We start from the raw sequence: 17,249 nt of genomic DNA on the forward strand, positions 1-17,249 counted from the left end.
GTCCGGCCGATTCCGCCGGCCGGACCGGCCCGGCCGGTCGAGCCGAGCGGTAGCTGCGCTTCCGGTGACGGGTCAGCGGCCCGAGCCGGGCTCGTCCTCGGTGCCTTCGCTGAGGGTGTCGTGCACGCCGTCGGCGTAACCCCGCGCATAGTCCCAGGTGACGTAGTGGTCGGGGTCGGGATCGTAGGCCGGCTCGTGCACCCGTGGGCGCCCGGAGCTGAGCAGGTGCCGCAGGTTTCCCCGGAGCAGGTCCCAGTCGAAGTAGTGCGGTTCCCGGCAGTCCTCACACTCGATGACCAGCCCGCGTACGCCGATCGGCGCGAGCAGGGCCTGGTAGATCTCCAGGTCGGCGAGATCCTCCAGCACGTCCTGGCGCTCGACGTCGGTCAGTGGGTCCAGCGGCGCGTCGTCGTCGGGGGCCTCCAGGTCGGCCGCCGGATCGGTCGGGTCGCCGGTGAACGGGTCGATGGGATCGTCGTGCACCCCCTCACCGTAGTCCCCTGCCACCGCTGACGCGTGTCCCCCGGTCGCGCGAGCCGTCACCGGGGCGGGCACCGCGCGGTTCAGGAGGAGAAAGCTTCAGTGGGTACGATGAGGCTGACACCCTCGCCCGGCGTTCGCCGGTGCCCCCGTGCCACCTCGCTGAAGCCCGGTTCGAGCAGCTCAGGAGAGCAATCGTGGAGAATTCGCCCCGTACCGACCTTCCCGCCGGCGTCGAGGGCGGCGAGTTGGGTGGCCATCTGCCCGAGCTGCCCGCCGGTTCGGCCCGGGTGGTGCCGCTGGGGCTGACCTTCGACGACGTGCTGCTCCAGCCGGGTGAGTCCGACGTGGTGCCGAGCCGGGTGAACACGATCACTCAGTTGACCCGTAACGTCTCGCTCTCCATCCCGCTGCTGTCCAGCGCGATGGACACGGTCACCGAGGCCCGGATGGCGATCGCGATGGCCCGCCAGGGTGGCATCGGCGTGCTGCACCGCAACCTCTCGGTGGAGGACCAGGCGCTCCAGGTCGACCTGGTCAAGCGCTCCGAGTCGGGCATGATCACCAACCCGGTGACCGCGAGCCCGGACGACACCCTCCGCGAGGTCGACCAGCTCTGCGGGCGCTACCGCATCTCCGGTGTGCCGGTGGTGGACGCCCAGGGGCAGCTGGTGGGCATCGTCACCAACCGGGACATGCGCTTCGTCTCCGACCCGGCCGTGCCGGTCCGCGAGATCATGACCAAGGCGCCGCTGGTCACCGCCCCGGTCGGGGTGAGCAAGGACGAGGCGCTCGGCCTGCTGCGCCTGCACAAGGTGGAGAAACTGCCGATCGTCGACGGCTCGGGCAAGCTGCGCGGTTTGATCACCGTGAAGGACTTCACCAAGAGCGAGCAGTACCCGAGCGCCACCAAGGACGAGGCGGGGCGGCTGCGGGTGGCGGCGGCCATCGGTGTCGGCGAGGACGCGTACAAGCGCGCCCGGGCACTTGTCGACGCCGGCGTCGACGTCATCATCGTGGACACCGCCCACGGTCACCAGCGCGCGGTGCTGGAGATGGTCAGCCGGCTCAAGAAGGACGTCGCCGTCGACATCGTCGGCGGCAACGTGGCGACCTACGCCGGTGCGCGGGCACTTGTCGAGGCCGGCGCCGACGGGGTGAAGGTAGGTGTCGGCCCGGGCGCGATCTGCACCACCCGGATCGTGGCGGGCGTCGGTGTTCCGCAGATCACGGCGATCATGGAGGCCACCCGGGCGGCCCGTCCGGCCGGCGTGCCGGTCATCGGTGACGGTGGCATCCAGTATTCCGGCGACATCGCCAAGGCACTTGTCGCCGGTGCGGACACGGTGATGCTCGGCAGCCTGCTGGCCGGTTGCGAGGAGAGCCCCGGTGAGCTGATCTTCGTCAACGGCAAGCAGTTCAAGACGTACCGCGGCATGGGTTCGCTCGGCGCGATGCAGTCCCGTGGGCAGGCCAAGTCGTACTCCAAGGACCGCTACTTCCAGCAGGACGTGACAAGCGACGAGAAGTTGGTCCCGGAGGGCGTCGAGGGTCAGGTGCCGTACCGTGGGCCGTTGGCCCGGGTGGCCCACCAGTTGGTCGGCGGCCTGCGGTTGGCGATGGGGTACGCGGGTGCGGAGAACATCCCCGAGCTGCACCAGCGGGGTCAGCTCATCCGGATCACCGCGGCCGGGCTCAAGGAGAGCCACCCGCACGACATCCAGATGACCGTCGAAGCCCCCAACTACCACACCCGCTGACCCCTCCCCCCACCCCCGAAGACATCTGGAGTGCCCCATGCGTGACGTGGTCGAGATCGGGCTGGGCAAGACCGCGCAGCGCGGCTACCACCTGGACGACATCGCCATCGTGCCGTCCCGCCGGACGCGGGACGTCGACGACGTCTCCACCGGGTGGCAGCTGGACGCGTACCAGTTCGGCATCCCGTGCGTCGGGCACCCCTCCGACGCGACGATGAGCCCGGCCTCGGCCGTCCGGCTCGGTCAGCTCGGCGGGCTCGGCGTACTCAACGTCGAAGGGCTGTGGACCCGTTACGAGAACCCGAGCAAGGTGCTTGAGGAACTCGGCGGTCTCGACGAGGACGCCCGCGCCACCAAACGGCTCCAGGAGGTGTACGCCGAGCCGATCCGGCCGGATCTGATCACCGAGCGGGTCCGTGAGCTGCGCGACGGTGGCGGCACCGTGGCGGTGCGCGTGTCACCGCAGCACACCCTGGCGCTGGCACCGGTCATCCTCGACGCGGGCGTCGACATCCTGGTCATCCAGGGCACCATCGTCTCGGCCGAGCACGTCTCGACCACCGACGAGCCGCTCAACCTCAAGGAGTTCATCGCCGACCTCGACCTCCCGGTCATCGTCGGCGGCTGCACCGACTACAAGACGGCCCTGCACCTGATGCGCACCGGCGCAGCCGGCGTGATCATCGGTATCGGTGGGGACGAGTGGTCCACCACCGAGTCGGTGCTCGGCATCCGGGTACCGATGGCCACCGCGATCGCTGACGCCGCCGCAGCCCGCCGCGACTACCTCGACGAGACCGGCGGGCGGTACGTGCACCTGATCGCCGACGGCGACATCCGGACCTCCGGCGACATCGCCAAGGCCCTCGGCTGCGGCGCGGACGCGGTGATGCTGGGCGAGCCGTTGTCGCTGTGCGAGGAGGCGCCGGCCGGCGGGTCCTGGTGGCACTCGGCGGCCAGCCACCCGTCGCTGCCCCGCGGCGCCTTCGAGACCGCCGGTGAGCCCCTCGGCTCGATGGAGCGTCTTCTCTTCGGCCCCGCCGACGAACCGGACGGCCAGCTCAACCTCTTCGGTGGCCTGCGCCGTGCCATGGCCAAGTGCGGCTACCGCGACCTCAAGGAGTTCCAGAAGGTCGGCCTCGTCCTGGACCGCTGACCCCCGCCGCCTCCCGCCGACGTCGATCATGCAGTTGTGGCGCCCGGTTGGCTGGGTGATGCCCGATTCGCCACGTGCCACAACTCCATGATCGACGGACCAGGCGGCAGTAGGCTCGGGCTGGTGAGCAACAGGGGCGGCAGGTGGTGGGGGGCCGGTGCGGCGGCGCTGGTCGCGGCCGTGGTGGCGGCGGTCGTACTGGTCAGCGGCATCGCGGGTCGGGACGCGGCGACGCCGGGCGAATTCCGGGCGGGCAGCGTCGATCTCGGCGACCCGTACGTGCCGGGCAGCGGCAACGGCGGCTACGACGTGGCCCACTACCGGCTCTTGGTGCGCTACGACCCGGCTGATGACCGGCTCACCGGCAGCGCCGAGATCACCGCGACCGCCACCCATGCGCTGTCCCGATTCAACCTGGACCTGTCCGGGCTGGAGGTCAGCTCGGTGACAGTGGACGGTGCCTCGGCCGAGCACCGGCGGGACGACGGCGAACTGGTGGTCACCCCGGCCCGGGGGCTCGACTCCGGTAGCCGGTTCACCGTGGAGGTCGGCTACGGCGGCGTGCCCGAGGCGGACGCCGACGGCGTGCTGGGCAGTGGCGGCTTCCAGCACACCGACGACGGCGCGATCGCCCTCGGCCAACCGCACTCGGCGGCCACCTGGTTCCCGGTCAACGACCATCCGTCGGACAAGGCGACCTACGACCTTCAGGTGACCGTCCCGGACGGGCTCGCCGCGCTCAGCAACGGGGTGCCCGGGGAGCGGACCAGCGCCGACGGCTGGACCACCTGGCGCTGGGCCGAGCGCTCGCCGATGGCGAGCTACCTCACCACGCTGGTGATCGGCGACTACCGGGTGCAGACCGGCGAGCACGCCGGCAAGCCCATCGTCACCGCCGTACCTGACGGAGCGCCGACGACCGGGCCGGCGGCGACCTCCCTGGCCCGCACCGGCGAGATCGCCGACTTCCTGACCACCCGCTTCGGGCCGTACCCCTTCGAGTCGTACGGCGGTGTGGTGGTCTCCGACGGCCGGATCGGATACGCGCTGGAGACCCAGTCCCGGCCGGTCTACGGGCCGGGGTTCTTCCGGGGCGGCGAGCCGAACTACAGTGTGGTCGCCCACGAACTGGCCCACCAGTGGTTCGGCAACAGTGTGGCGCTGGCCCGCTGGGGCGACATCTGGCTCAACGAGGGCTTCGCCAGCTACGCCGAGTGGCTGTGGGAGGAACACGACGGCGGGCGCAGCGCCCAGCGCAACTTCGAGATCCAGTACGCGGCCACCGACTGGTCTCGGCGTACCCTCGACCCCGGCCCCGGCCAGATGTTCAGCACCGCCGTCTACAAGCGCGGGGCGCTCACCGTGCACGCGTTGCGGCGTACCGTCGGCGACGACGCCTTCTTCCAGATCCTGCGGACGTGGACAAGTGAACGCCGGGACGGCACCGCCACCACCGACGACTTCGTCGCCCTGGCCGAACGGGTCTCCGGCCGCGACCTGGGCCCGTTCTTCGACGCCTGGCTGACCGGCACCGCCGCACCCACCCGGCCCTGACCGGCACCGCCGCACCCGCTGTCCTGATTGGGCATCGCCGTGCGCGTCCTGCCTGACGGGCGTCTCGTCCGCCCGGTCGCCGTCGGCCGGAGAACGGCTCGCGGCCACCGCCCGAACGACGTTCTTCCAGTGATCATTCGATCGGTAGGCTGCGGCCTGCGATCGGACTGTCGGTCGCGCGGGCCGGCCGTCGGCCGGTCACGTGTCACGGGGAGGAACGAGCGATGACAGGTGTGCGGACGCACCTTCGGCGGAGCGTGGCTCTGCTGCTGGTGGGGACGTTGGGGCTGACCGGCTGTGATTCGGCCGCCCCGGAGGAGGCGGAGCCGAGCACGGCGACGCCGAGCGAGTCGGCGACACCGCCACCGGACTTCCAACCGGGTGCCGCGGGAGCCGGGGATCCGTACTTCCCGAGTTACGGCAACGGCGGCTACGACGTCGCCGGCTACACGGTGAAGGTCCGCTACGACCCGGCGAAGGACCAGTTGAGCGGCGTCACCACGGTCCAGGCGAAGGCGACGGCCGACCTGTCGTCGTTCAACCTCGACCTGGCGCACCTGAAGGTCAGCCAGGTCACCGTGGACGGTGCACCTGCGCAACACCGGCAGGAGAAGAACGAACTGGTCGTCGCTCCTGCCGACGGGCTGGTGTCCGGCCGGGACTTCACCGCCGAGATCACCTACGCGGGCAAGCCGAAGTCACTGAAGAACCAGGCGGTCGGTGAGGGTGGCTGGCTGCACACCAGCGACGGCGCGATCGCACTCGGCCAGCCCGAGTCGGCAAGCACCTGGTTCCCGGTCAACGACCACCCGTCGGACAAGGCCACCTACCGGTTCGAGATCACCGTCCCGGACGGGCTGACCGCGATCAGCAACGGCGTTCCGGGCGGCAAGACCAGCACCGCCGGCTGGACCACCTGGCGCTGGGCCGAGAACACGCCGATGGCCAGCTACCTGAGCATGGTGACGATCGGAAAGTTCCGGATCAAAGAGGGCAGCCACAAGGGACGGCCGGTGTTCAACGCGGTCACCACGAAGGTGTCCAAGGGCGCGGCGGACGCCTCGATGGCCAAGACCCTCAAGGTGGCCGACTACCTGGAAACCGTCTTCGGCCCGTACCCGGTCGAGGCGTACGGCGGTGTGGTCGTCTCGGACGAGCGCATCCGGTACGCGTTGGAGACGCAGAGCCGGTCGGTCTACTCGGCCGGCTTCTTCCGGCGGGGCGAGAACACCGGAGTGGTCGCGCACGAGGTCGCCCACCAGTGGTTCGGCAACAGCGTGGCGTTGAGCCGGTGGCAGGACATCTGGCTAAACGAGGGTCTGTCGTCGTACGCCGAATGGTTGTGGGCCGAGCACACCGACGAGTTCACCGCGAAGGAGGCGTTCGACATCCGGATGGCGCGGGTGCCGGCGGAGGTCTGGCGTACGCCGCCGGGCAAGCCGGGGGTGAAAAACATGTTCAGCGAGTCGGTCTACCAGCGCGGCGCGATGACAGTGCACGCCCTGCGGGTGTCCGTCGGCGACAAGGCGTTCTTCGAGATCCTCAAGACCTGGGCGCGGGAGAAGCGCGACGCCAACGGCACCACTGAGGAGTTCGTGGCGCTGGCGGAGCGGATCTCCGGTGAGAAGCTGGACAAGCTCTTCGACGCCTGGCTCTACGGCAAGAAGAAGCCGGCCGCGCCGAAGCGTCTCTAGAACCTTTCCGCCACCGGGCGAGGCGTTCCATCGCCCGGTGGCGGGGGCCCGGTCAGCTCTTCACCTTCAGCTTCGGATTGTCGGCCAGGAAGGCGTCGGCTTTGCCGGCGCGCAGCTGGGTGAGGAAACGGCGGCCGACGGCTGTCAGCTCCTCGCCCCGGTAGGCGTTGCCCCGACCCACCGACGCTCCGGGCAGCCCGACCAGCGTGACCGCCTGCGGTGACAACGAGCCCAGGGCGTACGCGAAGTCCACGATCCGCCGGCCGCCGACGTAGAGCAGCGCGTCGTCGAGCGCGGCGACCACCTGTTCGACCCGCTCGGGCTGCCGGGCCAGATCTTGGTCGAGGATCTTCCCGATCAGCGCCCGGATCAGCTGCTGGTGGTGGCGTTGCCGGGCGTAGTCACCACCGGGCAGGTAACGCTGGCGGGCGTAGTCGAGGGCCTGCCATCCGTTGAGGTGACGCTCGCCGGGTTCGTAGACCATCTGTGGCCCGACGTAGCCGCCCACACCCGGGCCTGGCTTTCGGTGCTTGCCGTCGGGTTGCCGGTGCCGCGACACGACCCGCTGGTCGACGCGGATGTCCACGCCACCCAGGCTGTCGACCAACTCGTCGAAGCCGCCGAAGGTGAGCACCGCGCCCGCGTCGATGCGCAGGCCCGTGTAGTCGCTGACCGTACGGCGCAGCAACTCGTACCCCTGGGCGGCGTCGGGTCGCTTGGGGCGGCCCGGCACCCGGCTGCCGTAGCTCATCGCATGGGTGAGCTTGGTCCGCCCGCCCGGGTAGCCGGCCGGCTTGTAGGCCGGGATGTCCACCACCAGATCGCGGGGCAGGGAGAAGAGGTACGCCTGGGACAGCCCCGCCGGCACGTGCAGCACGAGTACGGCGTCGGCGTGCGGCTCCCAGCCGGGCACACTCACCCGGGTGTCCACTCCGACCAGCAGCAGGTTGAGCGGACCGGTGATGTCGGCACCCGGCGGCGGGCTCGGGCTCGGGCTGGGGCTCGGGCTGGGCGACTCGCTCGGGCCGCCGGTGGCGGCGGTCGGTGTCCGTCGGTCGTCGCTGCCGGTACGCGCCATCACCACGCCGATCACCGCGACCACCACAAGTGTGACCAGGCCGGCCAGCACCCACGTCAACCGTTTCCGGTCTGCTCCGAGCATCATCCCCCGCCTCCTTAGGGCGTCTGTCGAATCCCTACGCCGCCTGCGACGCCGCCTACGACGCCGCTCGGCTCGACGGAGAACTTCGACACCCGCCCTGGGTCGATATCGGTCCAACGCGCTGAACCGGGCTCGTGGTTGCGTCCCGAACGGGCGAGACTGACGCGGTGCGGAGCATGATCGCGCGGAATCAGGTCCTGGCGCGAGAGCTACTCGCAAGTAATGATGCGTTCATGCGGTACGACGTGGTGGTCATCGGGTCGGGCTTCGGCGGCAGCGTCGCCGCGTTACGGCTGGCCGAGAAGGGCTACTCGGTCGGCGTACTTGAGGCGGGCCGGCGGTTCGCCGACGACGAGTTCCCGCAGACGTCGTGGCGGCTGCGTCGCTTCCTCTGGGCACCGCGGCTGGGTTGTTTCGGCCTCCAGCGCATCACCCTGCTCCGGGCGGCCCACCGGCGAGCCGGCGGCGGTGTGCTGGTGCTCTCCGGAGCCGGCGTCGGTGGGGGTTCGCTGGTGTACGCCAACACTCTCTACGAGCCCCTGGACGCCTTCTACGACGACCCGCAGTGGCGGCACCTGACCGACTGGCGGGCCGAGCTGGCCCCCCACTACGAACAGGCCAAACGGATGCTCGGGGTGACCACGTACCCGATCGCCACCGGGGCGGACCAGGCGATGCGGCAGGTCGCCGAGCGGATGGGAGTGGGGCACACCTTCCACGCCACCCCGGTCGGCGTGCACCTCGGACGGCCGGGGGAGCGGGTCGCCGACCCCTACTTCGGCGGGGCCGGCCCGGAGCGTACCGGCTGCACCCACTGCGGCGCCTGCATGACCGGCTGCCGCGTCGGCGCGAAGAACACGCTTGTCAAGAACTATCTCTGGTTGGCCGAACGGCTCGGCGTGCGGGTACATCCGCTGACCACGGTGACCTCGGTACGGCCGGTCGACGGCGGGTACCAGGTGCACGCCGAGCGCACCGGCACCTGGCTGCGCCGCAGATCGCAGGTGATCCACGCCGACCAGGTGGTCTTCGCCGCCGGTGCCCTGGGCACCCAGCGGCTGCTGCACGAGATGCGGGAACAGCGGCACCTGCCCAACCTCTCGTCCCGGCTCGGCGAGCTGACCAGGACCAACTCGGAGGCGATCCTGGGTGCCTCCGTACCGCGTCGGCCGGCCCGGGAGCGTGGGTTGGACTTCACCGAGGGGGTGGCCATCACCAGCTCGTTCCACCCGGATCCGCAGACCCACATCGAGCCGGTCCGCTACGGCCGGGGCTCCAACGCGATGGGGCTGCTCCAGTCGGTGCTTGTCGACGGCGGGCCGCACCGGCTGCGCCGGTGGCTCGGGCAGCTGCTCCGGCAGCCCCGGGTGGCAGCCCGGCTGCTCTCCGTTCGACGCTGGTCGGAGCGTACGGTGATCGCCCTGGTGATGCAGTCGACCGACAACTCGCTGACCCTCCGGCTGCGGGGCCGCCGGCTCGTCTCCGGCCCGGGCCACGGTCGCCCCAACCCAACTTGGATCCCGGCCGGCAACGAGGCGGTCCGGCTGCTCGCCGAGGAGATCGACGGTACGCCGGGCGGCGCGCTGACCGAGCCGTTCGACATCCCGGTGACCGCGCACATCCTGGGCGGTGCGGTGATCGGTGCCACCGCCGCCGACGGCGTGATCGACCCCTACCACCGGGTGCACGGTCACCCCGGCCTGCACGTCGTCGACGGTGCTGCCGTCTCGGCCAACCTGGGCGTCAACCCGTCGCTCACCATCACCGCCCAGGCCGAGCGCGCCCTGTCCCTCTGGCCCAACAAGGGCGACCCCGACCCCCGCCCCGCCCCCGACGCCCCCTACCGCCGCCTCGCCCCGATCGCCCCACACCACCCCGCCGTCCCCCCACACGCCCCCGCCGCCCTCCACCACCCCTGACGGGGGTGTGTCGACGGGGGGGCGGTGGGCAAGGGAGGGCGGGGTGGGGGCGGGGGGAGGCGGCGTCACGCTGGGTAGGATTGCCGGCTATGAGCCTGCCGCGTCCTGTCCTCGTGGTCGACTTCGGAGCCCAGTACGCCCAGCTGATCGCCCGCCGGGTACGCGAGGCGAAGGTCTACTCCGAGATCGTTCCGCACACCACGCCCGTGGCCGAGATGCTGGCCCGCGATCCCGCCGCGATCATCCTCTCCGGTGGCCCGGCCAGCGTCTACGAGCCGGGCGCTCCGCAGGTCGACGACGGGCTGTTCACCGCAGGCGTGCCGGTCTTCGGCATCTGCTACGGGTTCCAGGCGATGGCCCGCTCCCTCGGCGGCACGGTGGCACGCACCGGCAGCCGCGAGTACGGCGGCACCCCGCTGCGCCCCCGCCTGCTCGACCCCGGCGTACTGCTCCGTGACCTGCCGGCCGACCTGCCGGTCTGGATGAGCCACGGCGACTGCGTGACCGAGGCCCCGGAGGGCTTCACGGTGACCGCCGAGTCGGCGGGTGCGCCGGTCGCCGCGTTCGAGGACGTCACCGGCCGACGGGCGGGCGTGCAGTTCCACCCGGAGGTGGGGCACACCGCGTACGGGCAGGAAATGCTGACCCGCTTCCTCTACGAGATCGCCGGGATCGAGCCGACCTGGACGGCCGAGAACATCATCGACGAGCAGGTGGCCCGGATCCGCGATCAGGTCGGCGACAAGGAGGTCATCTGCGGCCTGAGCGGCGGGGTGGACTCAGCGGTCGCCGCCGCGCTTGTGCACAAGGCCGTCGGCGACCAGCTCACCTGCGTCTTCGTCGACCACGGGCTGCTGCGGGCGGGCGAGGCCGAGCAGGTGGAGAAGGACTACGTCGCGGCGACCGGCATCAAGCTGAAGGTGGTCGACGCGGCCGACCGGTTCCTCGGCGCGCTGGCCGGGGTGACCGACCCGGAGCAGAAGCGAAAGATCATCGGGCGGGAGTTCATCCGGGTCTTCGAGGCCGCCGCCCGGGAGATCGCCTCGCACGGTGACGTCGAGTTCCTGGTGCAGGGCACCCTCTACCCGGACGTGGTCGAGTCCGGCGGGGGCACCGGTACCGCCAACATCAAGAGCCACCACAACGTCGGCGGGCTGCCCGAGGATCTGAAGTTCGCCCTGGTCGAGCCGCTGCGCACGCTGTTCAAGGACGAGGTCCGTACGCTCGGCCTCCAGCTCGGGCTGCCCGAGGCGATGGTCTGGCGGCACCCGTTCCCGGGCCCCGGCCTGGCCATCCGAATCATCGGGGCGGTCGACCGGGAGCGGCTCGACGTGCTCCGCCGGGCCGACTTCATCGCCCGCCAGGAACTCAGCGCCGCCGGTCTCGACCGGGACGTCTGGCAGTTCCCGGTGGTGCTGCTGGCCGACGTGCGCAGCGTCGGGGTGCAGGGTGACGGGCGCAGCTACGGGCATCCCGTGGTGCTGCGCCCGGTTTCCAGCGAGGACGCGATGACCGCCGACTGGTCCCGGCTGCCCTACGACGTGATCGCCCGGATCTCCACCCGGATCACCAACGAGGTGGCCGAGGTGAACCGGGTGGTGCTGGACGTCACCAGCAAACCCCCGGGCACCATCGAGTGGGAGTGACGCCGTACCCCGTCGTGGTGCGCTGACGGTGTCTCAGGCCGGCGGCTGAGGCGCCGGTCGCGGCGTCGGTTCCGGCGTCGCCCCGGCCTCTGGCGTGGTGTCCGGATGCGCCGCCTCGGCGTCGGCCGCCGGTGAGCCGGTCGCGGGCTGCGCCGGCAGGTCCTCGGGTCGAGCCGGTCCGCTGCGGGCAGGTGCCGATGGTTCCGGCCGCGCGGGCGGGGCGTCGGGGTGCGGGGTCGATGCGGCCGGGGTGGCTGCCGGCGGCCAGGTGGTCGGTGCCGGCGGTCCGGCGTGCGGCCCCGGGCCGGTCGGCCCGGGGAACGGCCAGGCGGGGTGCGGTGTGGCGGTCGGCTGGGGCGGCGCGCCGGGCGTCGGGTGCGGCCAGGCGGGTGCGCCCGCCGGCTCCTCGGGCATCAGGAACCACATGATCGGGTACGCGAGGGCGGCGATCCCGCCGGTCACCAGGGTGACGACGGCGAATGCCACCCGGACCAGGGTGGGATCGACGCGGAAGTAGCGGCCGAGACCGCTGGCCACCCCGGCGATCATCCGGTCGGTGGTGGGGCGACGCAGTTGCCGGTACGGAGCGTGAGGTGTGGAAGTCATGTCTCCACGGTCCTCGTCGCGCAGCGTATCGACCTCGGTGACCGCCCGGATCCCTACCCTGAACCCTGTCTCAGGGGCGAGGCATCAGTCAGGAATCCGACTCTTTTCCGCGTCGGTAACGGGTGGCGGGGAGAATTTGGCTCCGTGACCACCATGCTGGAGCCGCTGCGCAGGATCGCGGCATACGCAGTCTGTACTGATTCCGTAGACCGAGTGCTGCTGGTCCGCGCATCGGAGCGCTCCGGCACCCCCGGCACGTGGTCCCTGCCCGGCGGGGCGGTCGACCACGGCGAGGACCCGCACCATACCGTCGTCCGTGAGACCGCCGCCGAGACCGGCCTGTCGGTGGCCGTCGCCAGCCTGCACGACGTGCTGGCCGACATGCGGGCACTGCCCGAGCGGGGCATCACCATCCACACCGACCGGTTGGTCTACCGGGTGTCGGTCCGGGGCGGCTCGCTCACCGACCGGGTCGACCGACCCACCGACCTGGCCCGCTGGTTCACCCGGGAGGAGGCGGCGCGGTTGCCGCTCCGCTCGTTCACCGCCCGCGCGCTCGGGCTGCCCGCCTCGTCGGCGGACATCGTGCCGGACGAGCCGCCGGAGTTCCCCTCCTTCTACGCGGTGCCCGGCCCGGACGGGCTGCACCGGGCGCAGCGCTTCGCCGCGTACGCCGTGGTGACCGACCCGGAAGGTCGGGTGCTGCTGACCCGGGTTTCCGACGGCTACCCGGGTGCCGGCTGTTGGCACCTGCCCGGGGGCGGTACCGATTACGGCGAGCAGCCGGGCGCGGCGCTGATCCGGGAGCTGGTCGAGGAGACCGGGCAGACCGGGCGGCTCGTCGGGCTGCTCGGGGTGGCCAGTCACCGGGATGCTGCCTCGCTCGGCCCGGAGGGTTACCCGATCGACTGGCACGGGGTGCGGGCCTTCTACCGGGTGGTGGTGGACCAGCCGGCCCCGCCCACCGTCGGTGACGTCGGGGGCTCCACCTGCGAGGCCCGCTGGTTCGCCCGGGAGGAACTCGGCGCCCTGCCCACCGACCGCCTCACCGAGGTCACCGCCGAAGCCGTCCAAGCCGCCCAGCTGACCTGACCCACCCCACCCACCCGTGCATGCATGCACGCGTGCACGCTTGCGTCGATCATGAAGTTATTGTTCCGACGAGCCTGGCGACGGCGATAGCTTCATGATCGACGCTGTTCCGCGGGACGCGGTGGCGCGGGCGCGGTGGTGGACGGGGGCGTGGGGTTGTGGAGCGGGTGCGGCGGGTTGGCGCGTACGGGGTGTTGCGGGACGCCGAGCGGCAGGTGTTGCTGGTGCGGGGCTCCTCGTTGGCGGACTTTCCCGGGGTGTGGTCGCTGCCCGGCGGTGGACTGGAACACGCCGAACATCCCGCGCACGCGGTGGTCCGCGAGGTCGCCGAGGAGACCGGGTTGACAGTCGAGGTGAGCGGGCTGCGCGCGGTCGTCGCTGACGTGGTGCCGTACCCGGAGCTCGGGGTCGCCCTGCACACCGATCGGATGCTGTTCGACGTGGCGACGATCGGTGGACGGTTGTGCGCCGAGCGCGACGGCAGCACCGACCTGGCCCGTTGGCTGACCCTGGACGAGGCGGCCGAGCTGCCGCTGCTGCCGTTCACCGCCGAAGCTCTCGGTCTGCCGGTCGTTCCGCTGCCACCCGATGCCCTGCGCCGTCGAGAGCCGTTCCCCGGCCCTGGGACCAATCGCCGGCAGCGCTTCGGGGCGTACGGGATGGTCACCGGCCCGGACGGACGGGTGTTGCTGACCATGATCGCCGAGGGTTACCCGGGAGCGGGCCGATGGCACCTGCCCGGTGGAGGCACCGATCACGGTGAACAACCCGTCACCGCGTTGCTACGGGAGCTGGTCGAGGAGTCCGGCCAACTGGGCCGGGTGACCGGGCTGATCGGGGTGGACAACCTGCACAATCCGGCGGCCCTGGGCCCGGAGGGGTACCCCATCGACTGGCACGGCATCCGGGTCGTCTACCGGGTGGAGGTCGACCTGCCGACCGAACCGGCGGTGACCGAACTGGCCGGCGGCTCCACCGCTCGTGCCGCCTGGTTCACCCCAGTTGAGCTGCGGAATCTTCCGTTGACTGAGATCGCGGCGATGGTCCTGGAGCCGTCCAGGTGAACCCACGGTGACCATGTCGGGCCGATCTCGCCACCGAGCCGGGGCGGACGACCTCCGGTACAGTCAAGGCAGCGCAGGCGTAGAAAACGGGCGATGGTGTCCCGGATGGGAATAAGACGGCGGTTCGCGCGGTTAAGGGAGATATAAGTACCGCCGGCAGCTATCGCCATTCCCCACCCCCCTGTGCGATGGTGTACTCCGCAAAACGGCTGCCGGGCCAGGAAGGTCCGGCACGAGACAGCCGGACGCCCGCCACGTTGCGGTAAGCCGATCCGGTGATGGAGGAAACGTGCCGAGAGCCCCATGGCGCCGGCGTCGTACGACTGACAGCCCGCGTCCCGCAGGGCGAAGCTGGACGGGCCCGCTGCGCCGCAGTGGCACCCTCGCCCGCCAGGTCCTGCTGGTCCGCGTCGGCCGCCGAGGTGCAGAAATGCACGGCGCGACCGACCTGTTGCCCGAGCCCCGGTATCAGGACCGCCCGCGTCGCCGATACGGCCTCCGGCGGTCCCGCCGCACCGGGATGGAGACCATCGCCCCGGTCAGCCCGCTGGTCGGCCCGGTCACGGTCAACCCACCCGTTGCGCCGGCTCCGGCGCTGGGCGCGTCGACAGCGACACCGGCGCCGCTGCTGCCAGGTGAGCGGACCCCGGCGCGGCGGATGAAGTTCGCCCTGGTCAACGCCTGCACGCTGGCCAGCCTGCTGCTCGGCATCAACGCGATCTTCGTCGCCATGCAGGGTGAGGTGCGGCTGGCCGCGTTCCTCCTGATCGCCTGCGTCGCGTTCGACGGCCTGGACGGCGCGCTGGCCCGCAAGCTCGGGGTGTCCAGCCCGTTCGGTGCCCAGATGGACTCGCTGGCCGACATGTGCTCCTTCGGTCTCGCCGCACCCGTGGTGGTCTACGCGTCGCTGGCCGGTTCCGCGCCGACGGCCGCCGCCGCTGTGGCCGCCGCGCTCGTCGCCGCCTGCGCCGCCATCCGGCTGGCGAGGTTCAACGTCTCGCCGAGCGACGGACGGTTCTTCTCCGGCGTACCCACCACCATGGCCGCCGCCGTGCTCGCCCTGATGGTGGTGATCGGAATGCCGGTGCCGGGGGCGGTGCAGATCGCCGGGGTGGCCCTGCTCGCCTTCACCATGGTCAGCAGCTTCCCCTACGCCAAGCTCGCCCGCCTGGTCAAGCTGCCGCCGTGGGTCTGGCTCGCGCCGGTGATCGGCGCCCTGATCGACGTCCGGCTCACCTTCGGGCTGATCGTGGTCGGATATCTGGTCAGCGGTCCGGTGCTCTGGCTGCGCCAGCGTCGCACCATCGTCTGACCCGCTGCTGAAAAGGGGTGTCGCGGCCAAGCCGCGACACCCCTTTCTCTTCGCCCCATCTCCGCCAGGCGGCACCCGACTCGCGGCATGTCGCGGCCTCCGGGCCGGCTGAGGGCCCAGGTTGCCGCAACCCGCGTGCCGGCCCACCCGCGTGCGGCCGCGACCCGCGTGCGGTCGCCTACCGGGTCAGCGCCAGCGGGCGATCACGGTCGATCCACCGATAACCTTGTCACCCGGGCCGACCAGCGGCTCCGCAGCCTCTGCCGGCAGGTAGACGTCGGTACGCGAGCCGAAGCGGATCAGCCCGAACCGTTCGCCCCGGGCCAGCAACGCGCCGATCGGAGCGCGCTGCACGATCCGGCGGGCGATCAGGCCGGTCCGCTGGGCCACCACCACGGTGCCGTGGGCGGTGTCCAACACCGTGTAGGCGGCCACGTTGTGCTCCGCGTCCGGCTTCATCGCGTTGACGAACCCGCCGTCGGCGACGAAGTAGTCGACCACCTTGCCGGCCACCGGGGAGCGGTTGACGTGCACGTCCAGCACCGACAGGAAGACAGCGATCCGGAGGAACTCGCTGTCGCCGAAGCGCTCGTCCGTCAGGCGCTGCACCGACAACACCTGCCCGTCGGCGGCGGCCACCACGGCCGACGGGTCCTCCGGCACGTCCCGCTGCGGGTCCCGGAAGAAGGCCGCCACCGGCGCGGCGGCCAGCGCGGGCAGCAGCCAGAGCTTCGACTTCGGTCGGGCCAGTCGGGTCAGCGCGGCCAGCCCGAGGGCGATGCCGGCGGCGGCGACCCCGTTGGAGTCGATGTGCATGTCGCGGCTGAGCGGCACGCTCGACGGCCGGTACGCGGGAGCGAGCCGCTCGGCCGCTGCGGCCTCGGCCGGGGTGAAGCGGAGCCGGTACACGCGTACCGGCGGGTTGTTGAGCAGCACCAGGTCGTTGCCGACGCCGTACAGCGCGCCCTGCCGGTCCAACTCGGCGGCTGCGCCGGCGGTCCGGGCGACGGCGGTGGCGACGCTGAGCACCGCGCCGTCGGCCAGGTACTTGGTGAGTGTCCCGATGGTGGTGCGGGCCTCGTCAGCGGTGCCGGTGAACGCCTCGGCGGCGATGACCACCGCAGCGGCCTCCGCCTCGGCGAGGCTGTCCACGACCCGGACCCGCTCGGCGACCCAGCGGCCCTGGGCGGTGACGTGCTCCCGCAGCGCCGTGGCGCTGACCCGTTCGGCGGGTACCAGGGTGAGGGTGTCGCCGGGCAGCATCGCTTCGATCGCCGCGGTAAGCACCGCGGACTCCGGAGCCGCGCCGACCAGCAGGGCGGCCTTCGGTTCGTTGATCCGGGCAAGCTCGGAGACGAGGGTACGGGCGGCGCGCTCGCCGAGGCGGACCGGACCGGATCGGTCGGGCGTACGCACGGCGGGGGACTGGGTCATGTCGAACGGGCTCCTGACGGGTAGAGGCGACTGACGCGATGGTCACCGCCGGCGGCGAGGTCGGCCCGGCCACGGACGGCCCGCGCGCCGACGACCCGCGGGGTTGCCCTGCGGCGCGGGCCGGCCAGCGCTGGCGGGAGCACACCGGCCAGCATAGGCGGCGAGCGACAGTGGCCGCACGGTCAGGCGTCGCGCCCCTGCCGTCCGGGCGGTGGCGTCTCGTCCGCCCCGCCGAACAGATCCAGTGTGCGGTCCACCTGCGGATCCGGGTCGGCCGCCCGTGCCGAGCTGACCGGGGCCGGCTGGCCCGTCGGGGTGTCGGGAGTCGCCGGGCCCGGAAGCGGATCGGCGGCGCTCTCCGCAGCGTCCG

The 17,249-nt window shown here is 71.7% G+C and carries 12 protein-coding genes and 1 pseudogene; 9 read left to right on the plus strand and 4 right to left on the minus strand.

Annotation, left to right across the window (positions count from 1 at the left end; genetic code table 11):
* Window positions 1-72: 72 nt before the first annotated feature.
* A complete protein-coding gene (locus tag Vse01_RS26275; protein ID WP_093405456.1) occupies window positions 73-483 on the minus strand; it encodes a DUF5319 domain-containing protein in 411 nt (136 codons plus the stop codon).
* A 194-nt stretch (window positions 484-677) separates the two neighbouring features.
* On the opposite strand from Vse01_RS26275, the gene guaB reads away from it, so the two are divergent.
* From guaB to Vse01_RS26295, 4 genes are all read left to right on the plus strand, one after another.
* Window positions 678-2,240, plus strand: coding sequence for an IMP dehydrogenase (guaB, locus tag Vse01_RS26280; RefSeq protein ID WP_093404933.1), 1,563 nt, complete (start codon window positions 678-680; stop codon window positions 2,238-2,240).
* A 37-nt stretch (window positions 2,241-2,277) separates the two neighbouring features.
* A complete protein-coding gene (locus Vse01_RS26285; protein WP_093404935.1) occupies window positions 2,278-3,396 on the plus strand; it encodes a GuaB3 family IMP dehydrogenase-related protein in 1,119 nt (372 codons plus the stop codon).
* A gap of 123 nt (window positions 3,397-3,519) precedes the next feature.
* Window positions 3,520-4,950, plus strand: a complete 1,431-nt coding sequence (locus Vse01_RS26290; RefSeq protein ID WP_232511263.1) for a M1 family metallopeptidase — start codon at window positions 3,520-3,522, stop codon at window positions 4,948-4,950.
* 224 nt (window positions 4,951-5,174) lie between these two features.
* Window positions 5,175-6,644 (plus strand): M1 family metallopeptidase, encoded by a 1,470-nt coding sequence (locus Vse01_RS26295; RefSeq protein WP_093404937.1) that lies wholly within the window; start codon window positions 5,175-5,177, stop codon window positions 6,642-6,644.
* 52 nt (window positions 6,645-6,696) lie between these two features.
* Here Vse01_RS26295 and Vse01_RS26300 read toward each other — a convergent pair whose 3' ends face one another.
* On the minus strand, window positions 6,697-7,809 hold the full coding sequence (locus tag Vse01_RS26300; RefSeq protein WP_093404940.1) for an LCP family protein: 1,113 nt from the start codon (window positions 7,807-7,809) through the stop codon (window positions 6,697-6,699).
* 230 nt (window positions 7,810-8,039) lie between these two features.
* Here Vse01_RS26300 and Vse01_RS26305 point away from each other — a divergent pair, with 230 nt between their 5' ends.
* Complete coding sequence (locus Vse01_RS26305) at window positions 8,040-9,725, plus strand: FAD-dependent oxidoreductase (protein ID WP_093404944.1); 1,686 nt, start codon at window positions 8,040-8,042, stop codon at window positions 9,723-9,725.
* An 89-nt stretch (window positions 9,726-9,814) separates the two neighbouring features.
* Window positions 9,815-11,371, plus strand: coding sequence for a glutamine-hydrolyzing GMP synthase (guaA, locus tag Vse01_RS26310; protein ID WP_093404947.1), 1,557 nt, complete (start codon window positions 9,815-9,817; stop codon window positions 11,369-11,371).
* 285 nt (window positions 11,372-11,656) lie between these two features.
* Here guaA and Vse01_RS26315 read toward each other — a convergent pair.
* A pseudogene (locus Vse01_RS26315) lies at window positions 11,657-11,977 on the minus strand (PspC domain-containing protein); the annotation flags it as partial.
* A 144-nt stretch (window positions 11,978-12,121) separates the two neighbouring features.
* On the opposite strand from Vse01_RS26315, the gene Vse01_RS26320 reads away from it, so the two are divergent.
* The 3 genes from Vse01_RS26320 to Vse01_RS26330 all read left to right on the plus strand — a co-directional run bounded on the left by Vse01_RS26320 (window position 12,122) and on the right by Vse01_RS26330 (window position 15,445).
* The gene (locus tag Vse01_RS26320; protein WP_093404949.1) at window positions 12,122-13,069 is read left to right on the plus strand and encodes an NUDIX hydrolase; all 948 of its coding nucleotides are present in this window, start codon (window positions 12,122-12,124) and stop codon (window positions 13,067-13,069) included.
* 158 nt (window positions 13,070-13,227) lie between these two features.
* Window positions 13,228-14,133, plus strand: a complete 906-nt coding sequence (locus Vse01_RS26325) for an NUDIX hydrolase (RefSeq protein WP_093404951.1) — start codon at window positions 13,228-13,230, stop codon at window positions 14,131-14,133.
* Window positions 14,134-14,497: 364 nt separating this feature from the next.
* Window positions 14,498-15,445, plus strand: a complete 948-nt coding sequence (locus Vse01_RS26330; RefSeq protein WP_093405460.1) for a CDP-alcohol phosphatidyltransferase family protein — start codon at window positions 14,498-14,500, stop codon at window positions 15,443-15,445.
* 186 nt (window positions 15,446-15,631) lie between these two features.
* Here Vse01_RS26330 and Vse01_RS26335 read toward each other — a convergent pair whose 3' ends face one another.
* On the minus strand, window positions 15,632-16,879 hold the full coding sequence (locus Vse01_RS26335) for a phosphatidylserine decarboxylase (RefSeq protein ID WP_093404954.1): 1,248 nt from the start codon (window positions 16,877-16,879) through the stop codon (window positions 15,632-15,634).
* Window positions 16,880-17,249: the final 370 nt, after the last annotated feature.

Source organism: Micromonospora sediminimaris (genome assembly GCF_016863575.1).
Taxonomy (GTDB): domain Bacteria; phylum Actinomycetota; class Actinomycetes; order Mycobacteriales; family Micromonosporaceae; genus Micromonospora; species Micromonospora sediminimaris.

Excerpts from the sequence above, each read along its gene's own strand:
- Vse01_RS26335 (WP_093404954.1), bottom strand. The coding sequence starts at position 16,879 with ATGACCCAGTCCCCCGCCGTGCGTACGCCCGACCGATCCGGTCCGGTC.
- Vse01_RS26295 (WP_093404937.1), top strand. The coding sequence starts at position 5,175 with ATGACAGGTGTGCGGACGCACCTTCGGCGGAGCGTGGCTCTGCTGCTG.
- Vse01_RS26305 (WP_093404944.1), top strand. The coding sequence starts at position 8,040 with ATGCGGTACGACGTGGTGGTCATCGGGTCGGGCTTCGGCGGCAGCGTC.
- Vse01_RS26300 (WP_093404940.1), bottom strand. The coding sequence starts at position 7,809 with ATGATGCTCGGAGCAGACCGGAAACGGTTGACGTGGGTGCTGGCCGGC.
- guaA (WP_093404947.1), top strand. The coding sequence starts at position 9,815 with ATGAGCCTGCCGCGTCCTGTCCTCGTGGTCGACTTCGGAGCCCAGTAC.
- Vse01_RS26285 (WP_093404935.1), top strand. The coding sequence starts at position 2,278 with ATGCGTGACGTGGTCGAGATCGGGCTGGGCAAGACCGCGCAGCGCGGC.